Raw genomic sequence first — 17986 nt, 5'->3', positions numbered from 1 at the left:
TTCTATGCTTTTTGAATAATCTTCTTGGTCCGGTAGCGGTTGTGCCAAGCCTTGAGTGTATGTCCCAAATCATTTGGCTTAGGCTTATCACCGATATTAACCACGGGGCCAAAAATTAAATCAAGTAAGTGCCAAGACCGGGCACCACCGATTGACATCGCCAGCGTACAGCTCGAGCAGTAGCTGACTACGTAGTCCGTCTTAAAGGTTTCCACCCGCTTGTGGGCAACTTCGTGACTCAATTGGGCGTTAGAAACCCCACACATGCCACCAAAGCCACAGCAAAGTGTATTCCGTAATGACAGACGGTTCCGGGCAACCTTGTAGCCCAAGAACTTCATAATTTGCCGAACGGCCCGTTGAACATCCGTCCGGTCACGAGCAGAGCAGGAATCCTGAATTGAGAAGACCACGTCACTGTCCTTGGCCTTGTTGTGGTATTCCTCTGGTAGTCCCCATTCGGCCATCTTAACCCACAGCGAGTCCACCTTAAACTTATCTTCTTCGGTCATAACCTTCAGACAATTTTGGCAGGCGAGCAGTAAGTCATCAATTCCGGCCTCGTGAACCATATCGGTCAGACTAGCAAAGTGCCGTTCAAACTTCTCGGTTTCACCGATCATCTTCATCGGCTTCCCACAGCAAGTTTCAATAATTGCAAGATCTGGATATAAATTCTGTAGGTAATCAATGACGTGCTTGACGTTTTCCGGACTGGACGAAGCCAGCGAGCAACCCGGCATAAATCCATACTTCATCTCTACTTTTCCTCCTTACTCTTTACCTTAGCGTGTCCCTTATTAACCGTCGTGAACAGTGAGCAGTACGAGAAGCGCTGGTGGAAATAAACACCACGTAGCGACTTCAGTGGCCGCTTCCGGCTGTTCTTAATCAGGTCCTTACGCATACTGTAAAAGGCTTCGTCCAATTTTAACTGTTGCGGGCAAACCCGGGTACAGTGTGAACACAGTAAGCATGAGTAAGGAATCTCTGGATCAATGTCACCATCATCCAGAAATTTTTGGAACAACTGTTTGGGCGACTTGCAATAGGCCTGCAGGAATGGACAGTTGGGCATGCAACGGCCACATTCCGTACAGTTTTCAACGATATTTTTCGCAAGCGCTTTCGTATGTCGAGAAAACTTCATCTTAAAATTCTCCCCTTAAAAATAGACACAACTAAAATTACTGTCTCTATCCAGTAATATTTAGTGATAAGATAGAACTGTTAAGTAAACATTGCTACACTATTCACATTACTTCAAAATAGTTAATAAATCAATTACTTTCGTTGTTTTGTTAACTTTTTAAAAGCGTTTTCAAAAATGGGAGGAATTCACTTGGACTCGCAAACCAAGACTTCAGAAAAAAAGACCAATTACCGGGTCGGTCGTTGGGTAACCATTATCCTGATCGTCCTATGTGCGATTGCCTACTTTGCAATCCCACCGGTCAAGCACTTCTGCAACCAAATTGTTTACATGTTTAGTACAGGGGACTTTACCGTCGTTAAATCTTTCGTTGCTTCGTACGGTGTCTACGCTGCTATTATTTCTTTCTTCTTAATGGTCTTCCAGAGTGTGGCGGCACCACTGCCAGCCTTTCTGGTCACCTTTGCCAACGCAAGCCTGTTTGGCTGGTGGCAGGGGATGCTCTTATCCTGGTTCAGTTCATTAGCCGGGGCGGCACTGTGTTTTTACATCGCCCGCTTCCTCGGCCGAGACGCCGTTGAAAAGCTGACTACTAAGACGGCCCTCCAGTCCATCGACCGCTTCTTTGACCGTTATGGTAAGAACTGTATCATCATTTGTCGGCTGTTGCCGTTCGTGTCATTTGATATCGTCAGCTACGCCGCTGGCCTAACCTCAATGACCTTTACTGGTTTCATCGTCGCTTCCGCCCTCGGGGAATTACCTGCTACCGTAATCTATTCTTACGTCGGCGGGATGCTCGTCGGTGGTGCCAAGATGTTCACGATGGCCCTGTTAATTATCTTTGCCCTTTCGGCACTGGTCGTTTTGTTCCGTAAGATCTACACCAACCGGCACAAGGACAATGAAGCAAAAGAATCTAGTCAAAAATAGTTGCCTGTATTTATAGGAGGAATTATATCCATGAATCTTAAAAAAGTTCTTGTTCGAATCACTGCCGCCCTTGCTCTGACAACAATTGGTGCGGGCTTCGTACAAAGTCAATCCACCACTGTCCATGCCGACCAAAAGATCGTTGTTAACAAGTCCAAGAAGCAACTTGAATACCCAGCGGTTGTTAACGGAACCTACTTCACCCAACCTACCCGGCACCTCTGTGTTTACAAGGGTGGTTCCAATGGTGACAAGGCAATCTTACGTGGTGAAGCCAGTGAAATCACCTTCTACAACGACCTGAAGAAGATCGGTGCTAAGCCTGGTAACAACCTGCGTCCTGCTGATATGAAGGCCGCTAAGGGTCAAGGTAAGCGGGTTGCTGGTAGTAAGCTGAACCTCTACATCAAGTGGAAGGGTCACAAGGCCGTGGCTGCTCAAAAGTGCATCAAGTCAACTAAGAAGTACACCCCTGACTTCCGCTTTGGTGGTAACCTTGGCCGGGCCCAAACGATGAACACCGGTTGTGTTGCCTGCTTGGACAGTTGTGCAACGGGGATTGTTTCTGACCATGCTTGGCCAACTGGCTCCACGGAACCAAACAACGTTGTTAAGTTCTATGGTAACCAAAAGGTCCTGCCAAAGGATGGTACTCACGTTACGCTGATTGTTAAGTTAGCACACAAGTAAGCTAATGAAATTAGTTACAGGAATTTATAATTCGTTTCTATGGGGCCTCTTATTAGCCACCTTACTTTTTAACGATACCTGGCTACAGATGCGGGTTAACATCGGCTATCTTTTCTTTGCCAGCTGGTTGCTCTTGGTCATCATCTGGTACTTAGTTACCCGCCACCGCACCGTCAAGGGTAGTTGGCTGACGATTATTAACACGGTGCTCGTTAGTGTGGTCGCGTTAGTATTCGAGGGAACGGCCAACCTCTTAGTCGTTCCCGCCGCCCTGATCCGGGAGGGGCTCAACCTCGAAAGCGTCTCATTTTCTGCTATTAATTTAATACTGCTAGTCATTATCTTAATCGGACTACTGTTTAGCATCGTCCGCGTTGTTAAACACCGTTAAGATAACGGCATACAAAAAAGGCTTAGTTGCATCATCGCAACTAAGCCTTTTCATATATCTTACTTATCCTAGGCTTCCTTAACTACAAAGAGCCGTGAGCTGAAGTCGGACGGGTCCTTTTCGGGCTTGGTCCGGTCCATGATCCGGGGAACGAAGTAGCCGGCGTTCATTAATTCAGCACCGGAGAACTTCTCGCTCCCATCGTTTACCGTGTACTGCTTCTCTGGATCCAGACCCGTGAAGTAAATCCGGATATAAGCCGGGTTAGCACCATTCAGGATTTGGAAGCGGGCGGCAATTGCGGCCGTCCGGTCCTTGTTTACGACTTCCCAACCGTAGACATTAGTGGTGGCTGTATCAGGGTTCTCCAACCGGTAGAAGCGACCGAATTGGAAGAGCTGACGGTACTTCTTATAAAAGGCAACCTGCTCTTTAATCTCGGCTAACTGTTCTTCTGGCAATTTGGTAATGTCTAGTTCGTAACCGAAGTCCCCAAAGTAAGCGACCGCTGCCCGGGTGGCTAGGGAGGTCAACCGGCCAACCTGGTCATTCGGTACCGCCGAAACATGGGCACCCCACATGGATTGTTGGTAACCATAGGAAGTCCCGTCTTGAATCTTAATCCGTTCAACGGCATCGGTATCATCACTACACCAGGCTTGGGGTGCGTAGTACATCATCCCCAGGTCAAAACGACCACCACCAGAAGCACAGGATTCAAAGAGGACCTTTGGAAAGGCACTCGTCAAGCGGGCGTAGAGCTGGTAAACACCAAGGATATAACGGTGGGCAAACTCTAACTGGCGGTCGGCTGGCAGCTGTGCACCGTACATCTCCGTAATGTTCCGGTTCATGTCCCACTTAATGTAGTCCAGCTTGGTCTTCTTAATAATCGCCGCAATATGTTCGAACAGGTAGTCCACTACTTCCGTCCGGGTCATATCGAGCACATATTGGTTCCGTGCTGGGGTACTTTGCCGGCCCGGCGTAGCAATCATCCAGTCTGGGTGGTCTTCATATAGTTTACTATCGATGGAAATCATTTCTGGTTCAAACCACAGGCCAAACTTCATTCCCTTGTCATGGACCTTCTTAGCAAAGCCATCGATTCCCGTGGCAAACTTCTTTTCATCAACAAACCAGTCCCCTAGACTCGACTTATCGTCGTCCCGGTGACCAAACCAACCGTCATCCAGTACGAACATTTCGATGCCCAGCTTATGCGCCTCATCAACGATCGGCATCAGCTTGTCTTCAGTGAAGTCCATGAAGGTAGCCTCCCAGTTGTTAATCAGGATTGGCCGTTCCTGGTGGGCAAAGTGCGGGTTAATTAAGTGGTCCTGGTAGAAGTCTGCTAGTTGGTGACTTACCTGGTTAAAGCCGTTACCGCTGTAAGTCATAACTGCTTCGGGTGTCTGGAAACTCTCCCCGTCAGCCAGGTGCCAGCCGAATTCATCCGGATTGATCCCGACCAGTACCCGGGTGGTGTCAAACTGATCAACTTCGACAGAATCAAGGAAGTTTCCGGAGTAAATGAAGTTAAAGGCGAAGACGCCCCCCTGGTTGTTATCGGTGTGCGGACGAGCCAGCATAAAGAACGGGTTGTGCTGGTGGCTAGAAGCATCCCGGAGACTAGAGATGCTCTGGACACCGGCCCGTAGTGGTGTCCGAATCAGGTGGCGTTCCCGGGCCCAGCTACCGGAGAATTGAAGCATATCGTAATTAGCATCTGGTAGGTCCAACTGCATACTCAGTGCCCGGTTTAACATGATGTCCTTACCGTGGTTCGTAAAGGTGGCGCTCCGGACGATCACGTCTTCTTGGTCAAAGATTGTGTAGTGTAATGTCAAGCTGACATTGGCATACTCATCTTTAAACTCCAGGTCTAGCGTCTGTGCATCCTCACCCTGATCATCAAAAGAAGATGGCAGGTCGGCTAACCGCTTCTTACCGTCGGTGATTTGGTAACCCATGTACTTAAATTCAGAGGTCCGTGAGCCATCCTTGTAGGTAATTTGGTAGGCTGGGTAGCGGTAGTCCCCCTTCCCCAGGCCGGCATACTCTTGCTTAATCAGTTCCAGTTGGAAGTCCGGCTGTTCAACAGTTAAGGTGTTGGTGCAGTCGTGCTCTTCCCGGCTCGCCAAGTTCGTATAAGCAGCCTTCACTGGAATCCGTGGTCCATAGTAAAGCTGTCCCGCCCCACCATTTTCCAGGATTTTAAATACGTAACTCGTCTTGGCCGTCTGTAAGTGGAAAAGTCGTTGTTCTTCATTAACGTGAATACTCATTTTAATAACCCCTTCACAAATTAAAACGTTCATATGGATACTATCGTTGTATCCGTTTTCATCCTACACTAATATTATATTAATTAAGCCCATACCGATCAATGGTGAAAGTCGTCCGGGGCCTGTCAAAGGATTCACTAAACAAATTGACATGTCACACCACTGATTATGCTATAATAGAGGCGTTATCCACAATTTGTTGTTAACAAATATCCATGTAAGAAGGCAAAATGATGGACAGTCACTACAAGAGCCTGGCAGAAACCAGCTTTGAAAGTAACATCCTCTTTGTTGGTCAGGACAGTTGTCCACCCAACTACTTTTACCGGGGAAATAACGTCCGGGACAACTATGTTATTCACTACATCCTCAGCGGTAAGGGAACCTTCTCTTCCGCTAACCGGCCAGCAGTTACCCTGACGGAGGGGGATATCTTCCTGCTACCCAAGGGGGTTCCCTGTTTTTACCAGGCTGACGGGGTTGAACCATGGAAGTACTTTTGGATTGGCCTATCGGGGATTAAGATCGAATCAATGCTTGCCGGTTCCGCGCTGCTAGACAAGCGCTACCTCCGTCAGGTCCAACATAGTCAGTTCTTCCAGGAACTATCCGCGCTCTTCACGGCCTTGCAAAAGCAGAGCTCCCTTGCCAACGACATCCACGTTGCGGCCCTAACCTACCAGATGTTTTACCAACTGGTGACTGAATTCCCCAACCGGGCACCCAAGACAGGTCATAAGTCCCGCGACCAGCTCCAGCTCGCCACCTACTACCTTCAAAAGAACTACCAGCGTCCCAGTTGTAGTGTGACGGACCTTTGCCACCACCTCAACCTTTCCCGCAGCTACCTTTATACCCTATTTAAAAGGCAGCTTAACATGTCAGCCCAGGATTACCTTACCCACTTGCGAATGGAACAGGCCGGCCAGTTACTCCAGGCTAGCAACCAGTCAGTCCAAGCGGTGGCCCACCAGGTTGGCTACCGCGACGAGTTTACCTTCTCCAAGGCCTTCAAACGCTACAGTGGTTTTAGTCCCACCGTATACCGCCGCCACCAAATTAAAAACGACCAGCGTTAGTCGAGTTAAACTAACGCCGGTCGTTTTTATTATTACTTATCTTCTAGGTGTGCCTTCCGGGCTTGTTCCACGTCAAATTCAGGGAACCAAATACCGATTTCACGGCTCGCACTGTCAACGGTATCGGAGGTGTGGATGATGTTTCGGAGGTTACCATCAGGCCACTCACGACCATAGTCACCACGGATCGTTCCCCACTCGGCTTCACCAGGGTTAGTCGCCCCGGCCATGTTATGGATAGCTTGAACAACGTTCGTACCAGAAACGACGATTCCGACAATTGGTCCTTCTGTCATGTATTCTAACAATTCAGGGAAGAAGGGCTTATCAACCTTATCAGCATAGTGTTGACGAAGTTTTTCTTCAGTTGGAATGATCATTTTCAAAGCTTCGATGTTGTATCCCTTACGTTCAATTCGCGTGATAATGTCACCGATGTGCCGGGTCTTGACACCATCTGGCTTTACCAGTACCAATGTATATTCATCTTTTACCATGGGAAACATCTCCTTATAAATCACTAACAATAGATTACCATATCCGGCCTAGTGTTGAAAGTGGTTTCATTGTTTATCTACCAATTCGTGGTCAATCACAAGCTGCTGACTCGCGGCCGCGTTAATGACCGGACTAACGGGCCCCTTACTCAGCAGGGTTAGCTGGTGCATCGCCCGCGTTGCCATCGTGTACACCATCCCCACAGCATCCACGTTAGCCAGGTTAGCAGCTGAAACATCCAGTGCCACCACAGCATCAAATTCCAGCCCCTTGGCCAGGTAAATCGGCAGGACCAGTACCCCGGTCGGCAGTTCACTATCCCGGGCGTGAAGGAGGTGCAAATCGCTTACCTCCTGCTGGTGGAGGAAGCGGTAAACCGCCTGGGCCTGGGCCAAATTCTTCGTGAGTACCGCAACCGTAGCGTAGTTCGCACGCTGGTCAGCAATGCTCTCTAGTAGGGCCTGGTTAAAGGTGTCTTGATCATAGCGTACTACTAGGTGGGGCTTTGCACCGTGGCGGGTAAAGGAAATTACCTGGTCCCCATCGGGTAGGAGCGCCTTGGCAAAGTCAGTGATTTCCTTGGTCGACCGGTAACTCCGGTTTAACGTAATCAGGTTCGGGCGCTTGGCATCTAGAGCCGCACTCAGTTCCGTCAACATTTCCTGAGGGAGCTGGAGAGGCTTAAAGAGGGCCTGTTCACTGTCACCCAGGACGGTAAACTTGGCCCGGGGAAAAGCATGCCGCAGGTAAACCAACATGGCCAGTGGGTAGTCTTGCATCTCGTCAATGAAGACGTACTGGAAGGACTGGTTTTGCCCCGTCCCGGTTAACAGGTCCCGGAGATACATCAGCGGCGCCGTGTGCATTAGTTTTAAGCGGTGGTATTCAATTTCATTCTGGTATTCGGTAATTGCACCAATCCAGTCCCGCTTACTAATCACCGCCGGGAGGTTAACCTGGTGCAAGAAGCGCTCATACTGGTTGTAAAAGTCAATGAAGTAGTTGTTGTAAATGGCATCGGCAACCACCCGTAACCGTCGTTTAGCCAGTCGCCGCGCTAGGTAAGCGTACTGCTTATCCTCGTCTTTAAAGTCATCGATCGTCCGCTTGCCATAGAGGCGGTGAAGCTGTTGGACATCTAAGTCGTCTAATTCCTTAGCCACCCAGTCTTTCTTGGCTTCTTCTTTTACCCGGTGCTGAAGTTCGCGAATTAGGTGGTTCTTCAGGTGAACGAGGCGGTCGGCCGCCGTCATCGAGGTTGGCAGCGCCTGGTAAATGGCCCGAATATGGTCGGCACTAAAGAAAACCTGGCTATGGAAGGTCAGGTCCGCAAACTGCAGCTGGTCAACTGCCAGGTGCTGAACATAGTCACGGACCGCCGCCATCACCGTTGTTCCTTCTAAGAAGTCCGCAATGGCGTGGTCACCGTTATTCGTTTGCCGGTCCTCATAGCGGTCAAACAGCGTTTCGACATTTAGGCCCTCAAAGCGCCGGCGCAAGAAGCCTGCCAGGGTCACCTGCCGCATGTTCCGCTCACCAAGACTCGGCAACACTTCCGAAATATAGTGGCTAAAAAGGTTGTTCGGGCTAAACAGGACAATTTGGTCCGCGTTTAACTCCGCCCGGCTGTGGTAAAGGAGGTAGGCAATCCGTTGCAAAATAGCGGACGTCTTGCCAGACCCCGCGACCCCTTGCACCAGTAATAAGTCACTGTGGGTGTCCCTGATAATGTCATTTTGCTCTTGTTGAATTGTCGCCACGATGTTGTGCATGTACTGGTCATTTTGCTCACCAAGGGCCGCCTGGAGCAGCTCGTCACCCACGGTTTCATTGGTATCAAACATGTTGGTGATCTGTCCATCCTTAATGGTAAATTGCCGTTTCTTCACCAGCTTAGTCGATTGAATTCCCGCCGGCGTTTCATACTTCACCGGCCCCAGATTACCATTATAGTAAACACCTGAAATTGGGGCCCGCCAGTCATAGACTAAAAAGTCGGTCTTATCATCATTCATTAACGAGGCGGTCCCAATATATAATGACTCGGCTTCTTTTTCGCCCGGGTCCAGGATGTCAATTCGGCCAAAGTACGGTGACCCATGCAGGTTTTTAAGCGTCTGGAGTTGGTGCTTGAGGATCGTCTCATTTTCAGCCGCTTGTGAAACTAACCGCCGCTGCTGTTCCAGCTCGGACCGCGATTCAGCAATATCATCAACTTCGTAGCGGTTAATTGAGGCATTTTCGCTGTAGTTTTGCTCAACCGCCCGGGTTTCCTTATGAGCGGCATCAACGGCCTGCTCGGTGGCGTCAATTTGGTGTTCAATTTCTTTATCAACCCGGTCGACCCGGGCTTGTTCAAAGCGCTGCTCTTTGTCCATTAATGACCCTCTCTTCTTCAATCTTCATAGTTAACTATTGTAGCATTCTCGGCTGAATTCCCCAATTAAAAGGATCAGACGTAAATAGCACCAAGTATTCAAAGAGGCGAATACTTGGTGCTAATTTTACTTAGGCTTCCGCAGCAGGTGCCTTTGGAAGTTTTTTAAGTGCGTGTTTCAAAATAAATGGTGCTAAAACCGTGGCCAGGATGATCACGGTGATGACGTCAGAATAATACATTGACGACAACAGGTGGGCCTCATAACCGATCTGGGCGGTAATCAGGGCCATTTCACCCCGGGCAACCATCCCGCTACCGACAACGTATGAGCTGGTCATGTTAAAGCCCGCTAACCGGGCACCGGCGCCACAGCCCACCAGCTTGGTAAGGCAGGCCAGGATCGTCATCACAACCAAAAAGACGATCGATTCGGCAATGTCATCAAAGCGCATGTTTAAGCCCACGCTCACGAAAAAGAGGGGGATAAACAGGGCGTAGCCGATGGGTTCAAAGCTCCGGTCAATCGTCGCTTTCCGGTGGGTATTAGCTACCGCAATCCCGGCAAAGAAGGAACCCACGGCCCCACTTAAGCCGACATAGTGTGCAATTGCCGCCATTCCTAGGCAGATAATCATTGCCATCACGGACGGCGCTGCTTCGGTCAACATCCGTTCACTAATCCGCATCAGGTAGGGAGCCAACCACCGAACCAACAGGTAAGTTCCCCCAAAGAACAGTACCTGTAGGCATAATGCTAGCCATAGTGGCAAACTAGTATGGGCGTTACCACCCTCACCGTTGATGACGCTAATCATGACTGATAACATCATCACCCCGATGATGTCATCAGCTACCGCGGCCCCCAGGATCGTGGCCCCTTCCCGGCTACCGAGCTGGTTAAATTCCCGCAGGACCGCTACGGAAATACTTACCGAAGTGGCCGCAAAGATAACCCCGATAAAGACCGACTCAGTCTTGGTAAAGCCGAACAGGTAACTTGCCGGTGCCATAATGATAACCGGGATGATCGCCCCCGCAGCGGCAACAAAGATCGCCGGCCGCAAGTACTTGCGTAACTGGGAAAGGTCACTCTCCAGACCTGCGATAAACATTAAAATAATGACCCCGATCTCTTGGAACTCGTTCATCATTGAATTCAGGTGTACCCAATTGAGCATCGCTGGTCCAATGACGATTCCCACCAGGATTTGCCCAATTACTTCCGGGATTTCAACCCGGCGGCAGTAGTGGGCCACAATCTGGGTTAATAACAAGATCCCAGCAAGGGTCGCAATAAATTCCATCTTCTGTTCCTCCACTTCCTATTACCTGGAGATAATCATAGCATATAAAAAGAGAAACGCTTACCGCGTTTCTCTTTTTAGCTTAGAGCCGTCTGGCAGAGTTGAACTGCCGTGGCACCCTTACCATGGATGTGCTCTACCTATCTGAGCTAAGACGGCACCTAAATTATACCCGAGGATGATTCACCCTGGCAAGAAAGCTCGGCGGGTTTCTACTTTTTATCCTTCTTGGCTAGGAAGGAGTGGCGAATCCCATAGCCAAAGTAAATAACCAGGCCGAGGACAAACCAAATTCCGGCGTAGAGCTTAGCTTGGTAGTCCAAACCAATGAACACAAACAGGGCAGCCAAGAAGCCAAGAGCTGGCATTACTGGGTAGAACGGCATCTTAAATGATGGGTCCGTAATGTCTTTCCCCTCCCGTCGACGCAGTGCGTAAATACCAAGGGAAACAAACATGAAGGCAATCAGCGTCCCGGCGGAAACCAATTGTGATAAGAAAGCAAATGGGAAGAAGGCAGCAATGACGATTGCGACAATCGTTAATGTCCACAGAGCCCGGTTAGGACGACCCGCCTTATCTAGCTTCCCGATCCACTTTGGCAACATACCGTCACGACCAAATGAGTAAATCAACCGGGAGCCGGCTAAACTCATCCCGATCAGGGCGGTAAACATCCCCACAACGGCGATTGCTTGAACAACCACGGCCACGCCACCGTGACCAGCGGCCCGCAATGCCAGACCAACTGGTTCGGCATTGTTAGCGTACTTGCTGTAAGGGAGAACCCCCATCAATACCATCGCAACTGATACGAACAGGACCACCGCAATCAGCAAGGATCCCAAGATTCCCCGTGGCATCGTCTTCTGGGGGTTAATCGCCTCGGCTGAGTTAGCAGCGATTGAATCAAAACCGATGTAGGAAAGGAAAATCATTGAAACCCCGGCGTAGATCCCCTGCCAACCACCAAATGGCCCGTTGGCCGTCTCATGATACTTTGGAATGAATGGTACATAGTTGCTGGACTTGATCGCGGTCATGCCCACAACTACGAAGAGCAGGATGGCGAACACCTTCAGACAAACCAGCAACGTTTCAACCCGGGCGGCTTTGGAGGCCCCGTTGGAAATTAAGATCGCCACGAGGGCAATGACAACCACGGAGATAATATCAACAACCCCGCCCTCGGTACCGAAGGCGTTCGAAAGGGCTGCGGGTAGCTTAATTCCGGCCGGCGCCAGAAGGGCTCGCAGGTTGGCCGAGAGCCCGGCCCCCACGAAGGCCAGCGCAATAAAGTACTCCGCTAACAGGGCCCAACCGGCAATCCAGCCAAAAAATTCACCAAACACAACGTTAATCCAGGAATACGCGGACCCGGCAAAGGGCATCGCCGCCGCCATTTCCGCGTATGCGAAGGCGACTAACCCTGCCACGACCGCCGCCACCACGAAGGAAATGGCTACCGCAGGCCCAGTATGCATCGCTGCTACTTCACCGGGAAGAGTGAAGATTGAGGCGGACACGATCGTCCCTACCCCCAGGGCAAGGAAGTCCCGCACCTTCAATGACCGTACTAAGTGGCCATCTTTATTTTCGTAAACCCGCGGGTCTTCCTTTCGCGTAATTGTTTTCCAAAGGCTCATAACTCTTCCTCCCTCAATTAAAATTCTATTAGAATTATAAGAAAATCTTTAATTTATTCTACCAACCGTTTGCACGGTGGTCAAATATTAATCTGCCTTGTAAGCCTTTTCTGAGAAAAAAGTAATTGTCCTAATACTTTACCCCGCCGCCGTTACGGCCTCATTAAAGAAAAAAACGAACTTTTTCGGAGAGCACGTAGTAAACTATACTTAAAGATTAACTTTGAGGTGACCTTCATGCTCAATAACCAAGAAATTAATGAAGCACTGCACATTATGCGCCGGGAGTACCCACAGGCAGGTACCACCTTAACCGCGGACACTAATTTTCACTTCCTATTAGCGGTAATCCTCAGCGCCCAGTCCACCGACCAGTCGGTTAACCAACTCACACCGGCCCTGTTTAAACGTTTTCCCCTTCCCCAGGACCTGGCGGCTGCCGAACCAAGTGATGTTGAACCCTATATCAAGCGGCTGGGTCTCTACCATAATAAGGCCAAGTTCCTCGTTAACTGCTCACGGAAACTAATCACTGACTACAATGGTCAGGTACCGCGGACCCTTAAAGAACTGACTTCACTGCCGGGTGTTGGCCGCAAGGTAGCTAACGTTGTCCTGGCCGAATGCTTTGACATCCCGGCCTTCCCTGTTGATACACACGTTAGCCGGGTGGCCCGCCGGTTAGCCATGGTTCCGCCTAAGGCAACCCTGCTCGCAATCGAAAAGCGGCTCCAAGAGGCAGTACCCCGGGAAAAGTGGTTGGCTGCCCACCACAGTATGATCTTCTGGGGACGCTACCGCTGCATGGCCCGGAACCCCCGCTGCAATGACTGCCCACTACTACCAATGTGCATTACGGGGCAGCAAAACGTTTTTGGCAAAACGAAATAACGGTATCTTGCACATCTAAATAAAGAGGGTGAGGAAAAATTTCCTCACCCTCTTTATTTATCCTAACGCTGTCCGGATCCCCATAACAATTATAAAGATCCCCATAAATAGCTTAACAATCCGGGCCCGGGCCGGTTTCGCCGTCATCCACAGAACAATTGGTGGGGCTAAAAAGGCACCGACCAGGGAGCCCGCAATCAAGCCGCCCGCTGCGTGCCAGTCGATGCTCCCACTACTGATGTGGAGACCGGCGCCGACAATTGACATTCCGACCAGCACATAAGACGAGGTCGCGGAGGCGGAGGCCATTGAGGCACCGAGTAAGAGCAGACCGGTGGTAATCGGGCCCCCACCACTTAGGCCGGCGATTCCGACCATCAAGCCCCCCATGATCCCGTAAAGGACACTCGCGGTTTGCGGTGAAAGACGGGATTTCTTAGATGACTCCTGACGGTAGAGTTTGTAAACCAATTGGGCACCCAAGAATACCAGGATTAGGCCAATGATCACCTTGTAGACTTTCTCCGGCAAAAAGGGGGAAATAAAGAAGCCGACAAAGATGCTGGGAATGGCCGCAATCAGCATTCGGTTTCCTAGGCTAAAGTTAATCAGTCCCCGCCGGTAATAGGACCACGAGCCCATAATAAGCGCTGGTAAGGACGTGACGATTGACGTCGCCGCGGCCGCACCGGGGGATAATTGAAAAATGGCGGTTAATACCCCTAGGTAAATTGCGCCACCGCCACCACCGAGTGAGATCACAAAGATCCCGACGGCCAAGCCAACGATTACCATTAACAACAAGTTACCCATTCAGCGTTCCCCCTATGCCTTGGCATTTCGCATATGTTGCAGTTCAAAAGTAATAATAAATGAAACCAGTAAGAAGACGATTACGATCCAATACGGGTACTGGTAGTTCACGTCCAACAGAGCCCCGGAAATTAGCGGCCCAATAATGTTACCGACACTGGTCAGGGACATATTAACACCATTAAGCAAGCCCTGGTTATCAGTCCCCATCTTAGTTAGGAGGGTTGTGATCGCGGGGCGCAGCATATCAAAGGCCTCAAAAACAACCAGCGTTGCGACGATTAATTGCCAGTGGGAGTGGTCATAGATCACAAAGACGGTCCCGACGGCGCTGGCAAAGAAGCAGTACCGGATTAGCCGTACTTCACCCCACCATTGCACCATCCGGTCGAACAAGAAGACCTGTAAGACCAAGGAAATGATCCCGTTTAACGTCAGAACCAGTGCAATGGCTTGGAGGTCGAAGTGGTGCACCTCGTTGACGTACAGGCTGTAAATACTTTCAAAGCCTGCCAGGCCAAAAGCCATCACGAAAATCATGATAAAAAGCGTCACCATGAGGGGCGTTAATAGCTGTTTCAAGGTAGCCCAACCACCCTGCAGTAGCGCATTTTCGGGATTCTTAGTCGTGCTCTTAAAGCGTTCGTCATCATCACGGGGGAGCATTACCAGCGCAATGAAAGTGCTGACTACCCCTAAAATTCCGGCCACCCAGAAGGGAAACTTATAGTTGATATTGGCCAGAATGCCGCCGAGCCCAGGGCCCAAAATCAGGCCCCCACTAAAGGCTGCCGACAACCAACCGATTACCTTCGCCCGGTCCTTAACACTGGTCAAGTCCGCGGCTAGGGCCATCGAAGTTGGGACAAACATGGCTGCCGATAGACCGTCCACGGCTCGTGATAGGTCAAAGAGCCATAGCTGGCTGGAGAGTGCAAAGACGAATTCGGCGAGTGAAAAGATTAGTAGTCCCCACACCAGCATCGGTTTCCGCCCGGTCCGGTCCGAAATTCGGCCGACTACCGGTGAGGCCACAAATTGGACAAAGGCAAAGAGTGAGGACATTACCCCCATGTCAAAAGCCGAGAAATGGTACTCGTTTTTGATAAAGGGCATCACGGGAAAGATCAGGCTCATTCCCAAACAGATCAAGAATTCGCAGAAGATGACAACGGCAATGATCTTCTTAACTTCACGGGTCATGATTAATGTTCCTTTCATTATAATCTCAAAATAAAAGCGGTGCCGCAAACTGCGACGCCACTTTTACCGCGTAATTATTAGTGTAACATTAACCAATTTAATTGACTAGTTTTAAGAATTCTTGTTTGCTTCTAAGCTTTCCTGGTACTTTTCCTTGATAAAGTTAGCTGACGTTTGCAGCTTGTCCAGTTCATCCGGGGTCAGGTCAAGTTGGACCTGTTCTTCAATCCCGTTCCGGCCCACTACTGCTGGGTAAGAAAGGTAGGAATCATACTCTTGACGGAAGTTAGAGACCGCCATTACCGTCCGGGAGCCGGATAAAATGGTGTTTACCAAGCGGACCGCTGCGGTAGCAACACCGTAGTTGGTGTACTTCTTACCCTGGAAGACCTTCCAGCCACCCATCCGGGCTTCGTGGTCTAATTCTTCCAAGTCCAGGCCGCGTTCCTTAGCCAATTTGGTGATTGGTTGTTCCAAGACCCGGACCGTCGACCAGGCCGTAAATTGTGAATTACCATGTTCACCCAGGTTGTACCCTTCCACAGAGCGTGGGTCAACGTGAAGACGGTCGGCCACCGCCCGCTTCATCCGGGCAGAATCCAGCAGGGTTCCCGTTCCCATAACGTGTTCCTTTGGCAGGCCGGTCACTGATTGGTAAATTGAGGTAATAACATCCACGGGGTTAGTAATGACAACGATCTTACCATTAAAGCCGCTCTCCTTAATCTTCTTAGCGACTTCAGGAACCTCCTTACGGGTAAACGGTAGTTCGGCAAACCGGTCGGCATTTGGGTTATCTTCCAGTTTGATGTCACCGAGTGCTGAAACAATCACGTCGGTGTCCTTTAATTGTTGGTAATCATTGACGAAGAGATTGGTATGGTGGAGAAGATTCGCCATGGCGTCCTTAAAGTCCAAGGCATCAGCATTCACCTTGGCTTCGTTCTTATCGATCAAAACCAGGTCGTCCGCAAAGCCGTTGGCAACAATGTAGTGGGCAACGGTTGCTCCTACATTACCCATACCGATAACTGCTACTTTTCGTGTCATTATTAAGACCCCTTTCATTAATTTAGAATGTGGATTATTCTAATTGAAATTTAATATAACATAGCGATCACCATCTGGCTAGTGCCAAAATAAAAAAAGAGTAATAAAAAGTTAGTAACTTTTTATTACTCCGAAAGCGGTTATTTAAGTTAATTTCAATTACTGTTTAGGCGTCTTCACCAGCAACCTTAACGATCGCCTTAGAAATGTTACCCAGCTTACCACTGACAAAGTCTTCAACGTGGGCGAAGTCAAGCACATTAGAAATTAATGGCAATGGGTCAACGTCACCGGACTGGAGCAGGGCAATTGAATCTTCAAAGGTGTATGGGTTGATGAATGAACCTTGGATGTGCAATTGCTTTTGGTAAACCTTGTAGGTATTAACCTTAAATTCAGAATCAGGGTTACCAACACCAAACATCAGGACTTGACCACCACGACGAGCAGCTTCAACCGCTTGTTCTTGGGTCTTTGGTAGACCAACGGCTTCAACAACGATGTCGTAGGAATCAGGCTTGATAGCGTCTGGGTTCTTAATGTTGTTAATGGTCTTGAAACCAAAGTGCTTCTTGTTATTTTCAAGCTTTTCGTCAACCGTTCCGGCTAAGGTAACTTCCTTAACACCCCGGGACTTCAGGATTTGGGCAATCAGTTGACCTTCGAAACCATCACCGATGATCAAAGCGGTTTGGTAAGGGTGGGTTTCCAGTAAGTCAACACCGTGAGCGGCACATGAAATTGGTTCGATTACCGCAGCGGCTTCCAGTGAAACGTTGTCAGGAACGTGGTAAACAACTTCTTCAGGAGCCGTGAAGTATTCGGCAAAGCCCCCGTCACGGGTAACACCAACGGCATCCAGGTGTTCACACAGTTCAGGACGGGAAGTCCGGCAGTAGAAGCACTTGTGGCAGTAGATGTTCGGGTCAACGCTTACCCGATCACCAACTTTGAAGTCTGTAACGTCGCTACCAACTTCGGCAACCACACCAGAGTTTTCGTGTCCCAAAACAATCGGTGGAACAGCGTCAGCAGAACCTGGCAGACCATTGTAAAGGGCCTTATCAGTCCCACAAATACCAGCCCAGGCCGTGTGAACTAACACTTCATTTGGCTTAACTTCTGGCTTCTTGTAATCGTCTTCAACTTCGAGCTTCTTAACTGCTGTCATTACTAATGCTTTCATAATTTATTCCTCCTTGAGCTAGTTACTAACCCTTTACAACTTCACAAAATTCAATCGTCTCATCATTAGGACCCACGATATTAAAGAACTTAATACCATGTTGCCAGTAGTCGAGGTGTTGAACTTCATCTTCCTTAACGTCAAAGCCTTCTTCTTTGGCTGCCTTAAAGGCACCATCTGCATCTGCCACGTTTAGGGAAATGTGGTTGATTGCCCCGGTCTTGTGAACGGCACCATCACTGTCCCAGATTTCTAACATCAAGTGGCCAAACTTCATGAAGACTACTTGGTGCCCCTGGTCATCGGTATCAAATTCACCCTGTTTTTTAAAACCAAGCTTTTCCCAAAAGGCAATCGTTTTTTTCAGGTCATCGGTGGGAATGCCGACGTGTGCTAAATCATCAAAATATCCGGCAAGGCTTTTATTAAATGGCAGATTGTAAAATTTAAGTTGAACATTTTAGTGGACAGAAAAACCCAT

At 49.4% G+C, this 17986-nt stretch carries 17 protein-coding genes and 1 tRNA gene; 5 read left to right on the top strand and 13 right to left on the bottom strand.

The window, feature by feature from the left end:
- Window positions 1-2 precede the first annotated feature (2 nt).
- Together ACI31H_RS06180 and ACI31H_RS06175 are read right to left on the bottom strand one after the other, a co-directional pair.
- The gene (locus ACI31H_RS06180) at window positions 3-758 is read right to left on the bottom strand and encodes a heterodisulfide reductase-related iron-sulfur binding cluster (protein ID WP_439771116.1); all 756 of its coding nucleotides are present in this window, start codon (window positions 756-758) and stop codon (window positions 3-5) included.
- A 2-nt stretch (window positions 759-760) separates the two neighbouring features.
- Window positions 761-1150: a 4Fe-4S dicluster domain-containing protein gene (locus tag ACI31H_RS06175; protein WP_439771115.1), complete on the bottom strand. Its 390-nt coding sequence runs from the start codon at window positions 1148-1150 to the stop codon at window positions 761-763.
- A 192-nt stretch (window positions 1151-1342) separates the two neighbouring features.
- Between ACI31H_RS06175 and ACI31H_RS06170 the strand changes: the two genes are divergently transcribed.
- From ACI31H_RS06170 to ACI31H_RS06160, 3 genes are read left to right on the top strand one after another with little or no spacing between them, the layout of a single operon-like run.
- On the top strand, window positions 1343-2086 hold the full coding sequence (locus ACI31H_RS06170) for a TVP38/TMEM64 family protein (protein ID WP_439771114.1): 744 nt from the start codon (window positions 1343-1345) through the stop codon (window positions 2084-2086).
- A 30-nt stretch (window positions 2087-2116) separates the two neighbouring features.
- Entirely contained in the window at window positions 2117-2776 is a 660-nt protein-coding gene (locus ACI31H_RS06165) for a YdjY domain-containing protein (protein ID WP_439771113.1), read from the top strand.
- Between the two features lie 4 nt (window positions 2777-2780).
- Entirely contained in the window at window positions 2781-3167 is a 387-nt protein-coding gene (locus ACI31H_RS06160; RefSeq protein ID WP_439771112.1) for a hypothetical protein, read from the top strand.
- A gap of 68 nt (window positions 3168-3235) precedes the next feature.
- On the opposite strand, the gene ACI31H_RS06155 is transcribed toward ACI31H_RS06160, so the two are convergent.
- Window positions 3236-5455, bottom strand: coding sequence for an alpha-galactosidase (locus ACI31H_RS06155; RefSeq protein ID WP_439771111.1), 2220 nt, complete (start codon window positions 5453-5455; stop codon window positions 3236-3238).
- Between the two features lie 233 nt (window positions 5456-5688).
- Here ACI31H_RS06155 and ACI31H_RS06150 point away from each other — a divergent pair, with 233 nt between their 5' ends.
- Window positions 5689-6534: an AraC family transcriptional regulator gene (locus ACI31H_RS06150; protein ID WP_439771110.1), complete on the top strand. Its 846-nt coding sequence runs from the start codon at window positions 5689-5691 to the stop codon at window positions 6532-6534.
- Between the two features lie 32 nt (window positions 6535-6566).
- Here the strand turns inward: ACI31H_RS06150 and ndk are convergent, their stop codons facing one another.
- The 5 genes from ndk to ACI31H_RS06125 all read right to left on the bottom strand — a co-directional run bounded on the left by ndk (window position 6567) and on the right by ACI31H_RS06125 (window position 12362).
- Complete coding sequence (gene ndk / locus ACI31H_RS06145; RefSeq protein ID WP_439771109.1) at window positions 6567-7031, bottom strand: nucleoside-diphosphate kinase; 465 nt, start codon at window positions 7029-7031, stop codon at window positions 6567-6569.
- Between the two features lie 66 nt (window positions 7032-7097).
- The gene (helD, locus tag ACI31H_RS06140) at window positions 7098-9410 is read right to left on the bottom strand and encodes an RNA polymerase recycling motor HelD (protein WP_439771108.1); all 2313 of its coding nucleotides are present in this window, start codon (window positions 9408-9410) and stop codon (window positions 7098-7100) included.
- Between the two features lie 130 nt (window positions 9411-9540).
- Window positions 9541-10716, bottom strand: a complete 1176-nt coding sequence (locus ACI31H_RS06135) for a cation:proton antiporter (RefSeq protein ID WP_439771107.1) — start codon at window positions 10714-10716, stop codon at window positions 9541-9543.
- 86 nt (window positions 10717-10802) lie between these two features.
- A tRNA-Thr gene (locus ACI31H_RS06130) sits at window positions 10803-10875 on the bottom strand.
- 53 nt (window positions 10876-10928) lie between these two features.
- Entirely contained in the window at window positions 10929-12362 is a 1434-nt protein-coding gene (locus ACI31H_RS06125; protein WP_439771106.1) for an APC family permease, read from the bottom strand.
- A 237-nt stretch (window positions 12363-12599) separates the two neighbouring features.
- Here ACI31H_RS06125 and nth point away from each other — a divergent pair, with 237 nt between their 5' ends.
- A complete protein-coding gene (gene nth / locus ACI31H_RS06120; RefSeq protein WP_439771105.1) occupies window positions 12600-13253 on the top strand; it encodes an endonuclease III in 654 nt (217 codons plus the stop codon).
- A 57-nt stretch (window positions 13254-13310) separates the two neighbouring features.
- On the opposite strand, the gene ACI31H_RS06115 is transcribed toward nth, so the two are convergent.
- The 5 genes from ACI31H_RS06115 to ACI31H_RS06095 all read right to left on the bottom strand — a co-directional run bounded on the left by ACI31H_RS06115 (window position 13311) and on the right by ACI31H_RS06095 (window position 17941).
- Entirely contained in the window at window positions 13311-14066 is a 756-nt protein-coding gene (locus ACI31H_RS06115) for a sulfite exporter TauE/SafE family protein (RefSeq protein WP_439771104.1), read from the bottom strand.
- A 12-nt stretch (window positions 14067-14078) separates the two neighbouring features.
- Window positions 14079-15269: an MFS transporter gene (locus ACI31H_RS06110; RefSeq protein ID WP_439771134.1), complete on the bottom strand. Its 1191-nt coding sequence runs from the start codon at window positions 15267-15269 to the stop codon at window positions 14079-14081.
- A gap of 111 nt (window positions 15270-15380) precedes the next feature.
- Window positions 15381-16319, bottom strand: a complete 939-nt coding sequence (locus ACI31H_RS06105; RefSeq protein WP_439771103.1) for an L-lactate dehydrogenase — start codon at window positions 16317-16319, stop codon at window positions 15381-15383.
- Between the two features lie 166 nt (window positions 16320-16485).
- Window positions 16486-17505 (bottom strand): zinc-dependent alcohol dehydrogenase family protein, encoded by a 1020-nt coding sequence (locus tag ACI31H_RS06100; protein ID WP_439771102.1) that lies wholly within the window; start codon window positions 17503-17505, stop codon window positions 16486-16488.
- 25 nt (window positions 17506-17530) lie between these two features.
- Window positions 17531-17941 carry a VOC family protein gene (locus ACI31H_RS06095; RefSeq protein ID WP_439771133.1) on the bottom strand — a complete coding sequence of 137 codons (411 nt, stop codon included), beginning with the start codon at window positions 17939-17941 and terminating at the stop codon, window positions 17531-17533.
- Between the last annotated feature and the right edge of the window lie 45 nt (window positions 17942-17986).

The organism is Limosilactobacillus sp. (assembly GCF_051873035.1).
GTDB lineage: Bacteria > Bacillota > Bacilli > Lactobacillales > Lactobacillaceae > Limosilactobacillus.
The sequence above is the reverse complement of the archived record's forward strand: the minus strand, read 5'-3'. Positions and strand labels throughout refer to the sequence as shown.

Coding starts and splice junctions, on each gene's coding strand:
- ACI31H_RS06180 (WP_439771116.1), bottom strand. CDS start 758: ATGAAGTATGGATTTATGCCGGGTTGCTCGCTGGCTTCGTCCAGTCCG.
- ACI31H_RS06135 (WP_439771107.1), bottom strand. CDS start 10,716: ATGGAATTTATTGCGACCCTTGCTGGGATCTTGTTATTAACCCAGATT.
- ACI31H_RS06125 (WP_439771106.1), bottom strand. CDS start 12,362: ATGAGCCTTTGGAAAACAATTACGCGAAAGGAAGACCCGCGGGTTTAC.
- helD (WP_439771108.1), bottom strand. CDS start 9,410: ATGGACAAAGAGCAGCGCTTTGAACAAGCCCGGGTCGACCGGGTTGAT.
- nth (WP_439771105.1), top strand. CDS start 12,600: ATGCTCAATAACCAAGAAATTAATGAAGCACTGCACATTATGCGCCGG.
- ACI31H_RS06155 (WP_439771111.1), bottom strand. CDS start 5,455: ATGAGTATTCACGTTAATGAAGAACAACGACTTTTCCACTTACAGACG.
- ACI31H_RS06150 (WP_439771110.1), top strand. CDS start 5,689: ATGGACAGTCACTACAAGAGCCTGGCAGAAACCAGCTTTGAAAGTAAC.
- ACI31H_RS06105 (WP_439771103.1), bottom strand. CDS start 16,319: ATGACACGAAAAGTAGCAGTTATCGGTATGGGTAATGTAGGAGCAACC.
- ACI31H_RS06160 (WP_439771112.1), top strand. CDS start 2,781: ATGAAATTAGTTACAGGAATTTATAATTCGTTTCTATGGGGCCTCTTA.
- ACI31H_RS06175 (WP_439771115.1), bottom strand. CDS start 1,150: ATGAAGTTTTCTCGACATACGAAAGCGCTTGCGAAAAATATCGTTGAA.
- ACI31H_RS06100 (WP_439771102.1), bottom strand. CDS start 17,505: ATGAAAGCATTAGTAATGACAGCAGTTAAGAAGCTCGAAGTTGAAGAC.
- ndk (WP_439771109.1), bottom strand. CDS start 7,031: ATGGTAAAAGATGAATATACATTGGTACTGGTAAAGCCAGATGGTGTC.
- ACI31H_RS06165 (WP_439771113.1), top strand. CDS start 2,117: ATGAATCTTAAAAAAGTTCTTGTTCGAATCACTGCCGCCCTTGCTCTG.
- ACI31H_RS06115 (WP_439771104.1), bottom strand. CDS start 14,066: ATGGGTAACTTGTTGTTAATGGTAATCGTTGGCTTGGCCGTCGGGATC.
- ACI31H_RS06110 (WP_439771134.1), bottom strand. CDS start 15,269: ATGACCCGTGAAGTTAAGAAGATCATTGCCGTTGTCATCTTCTGCGAA.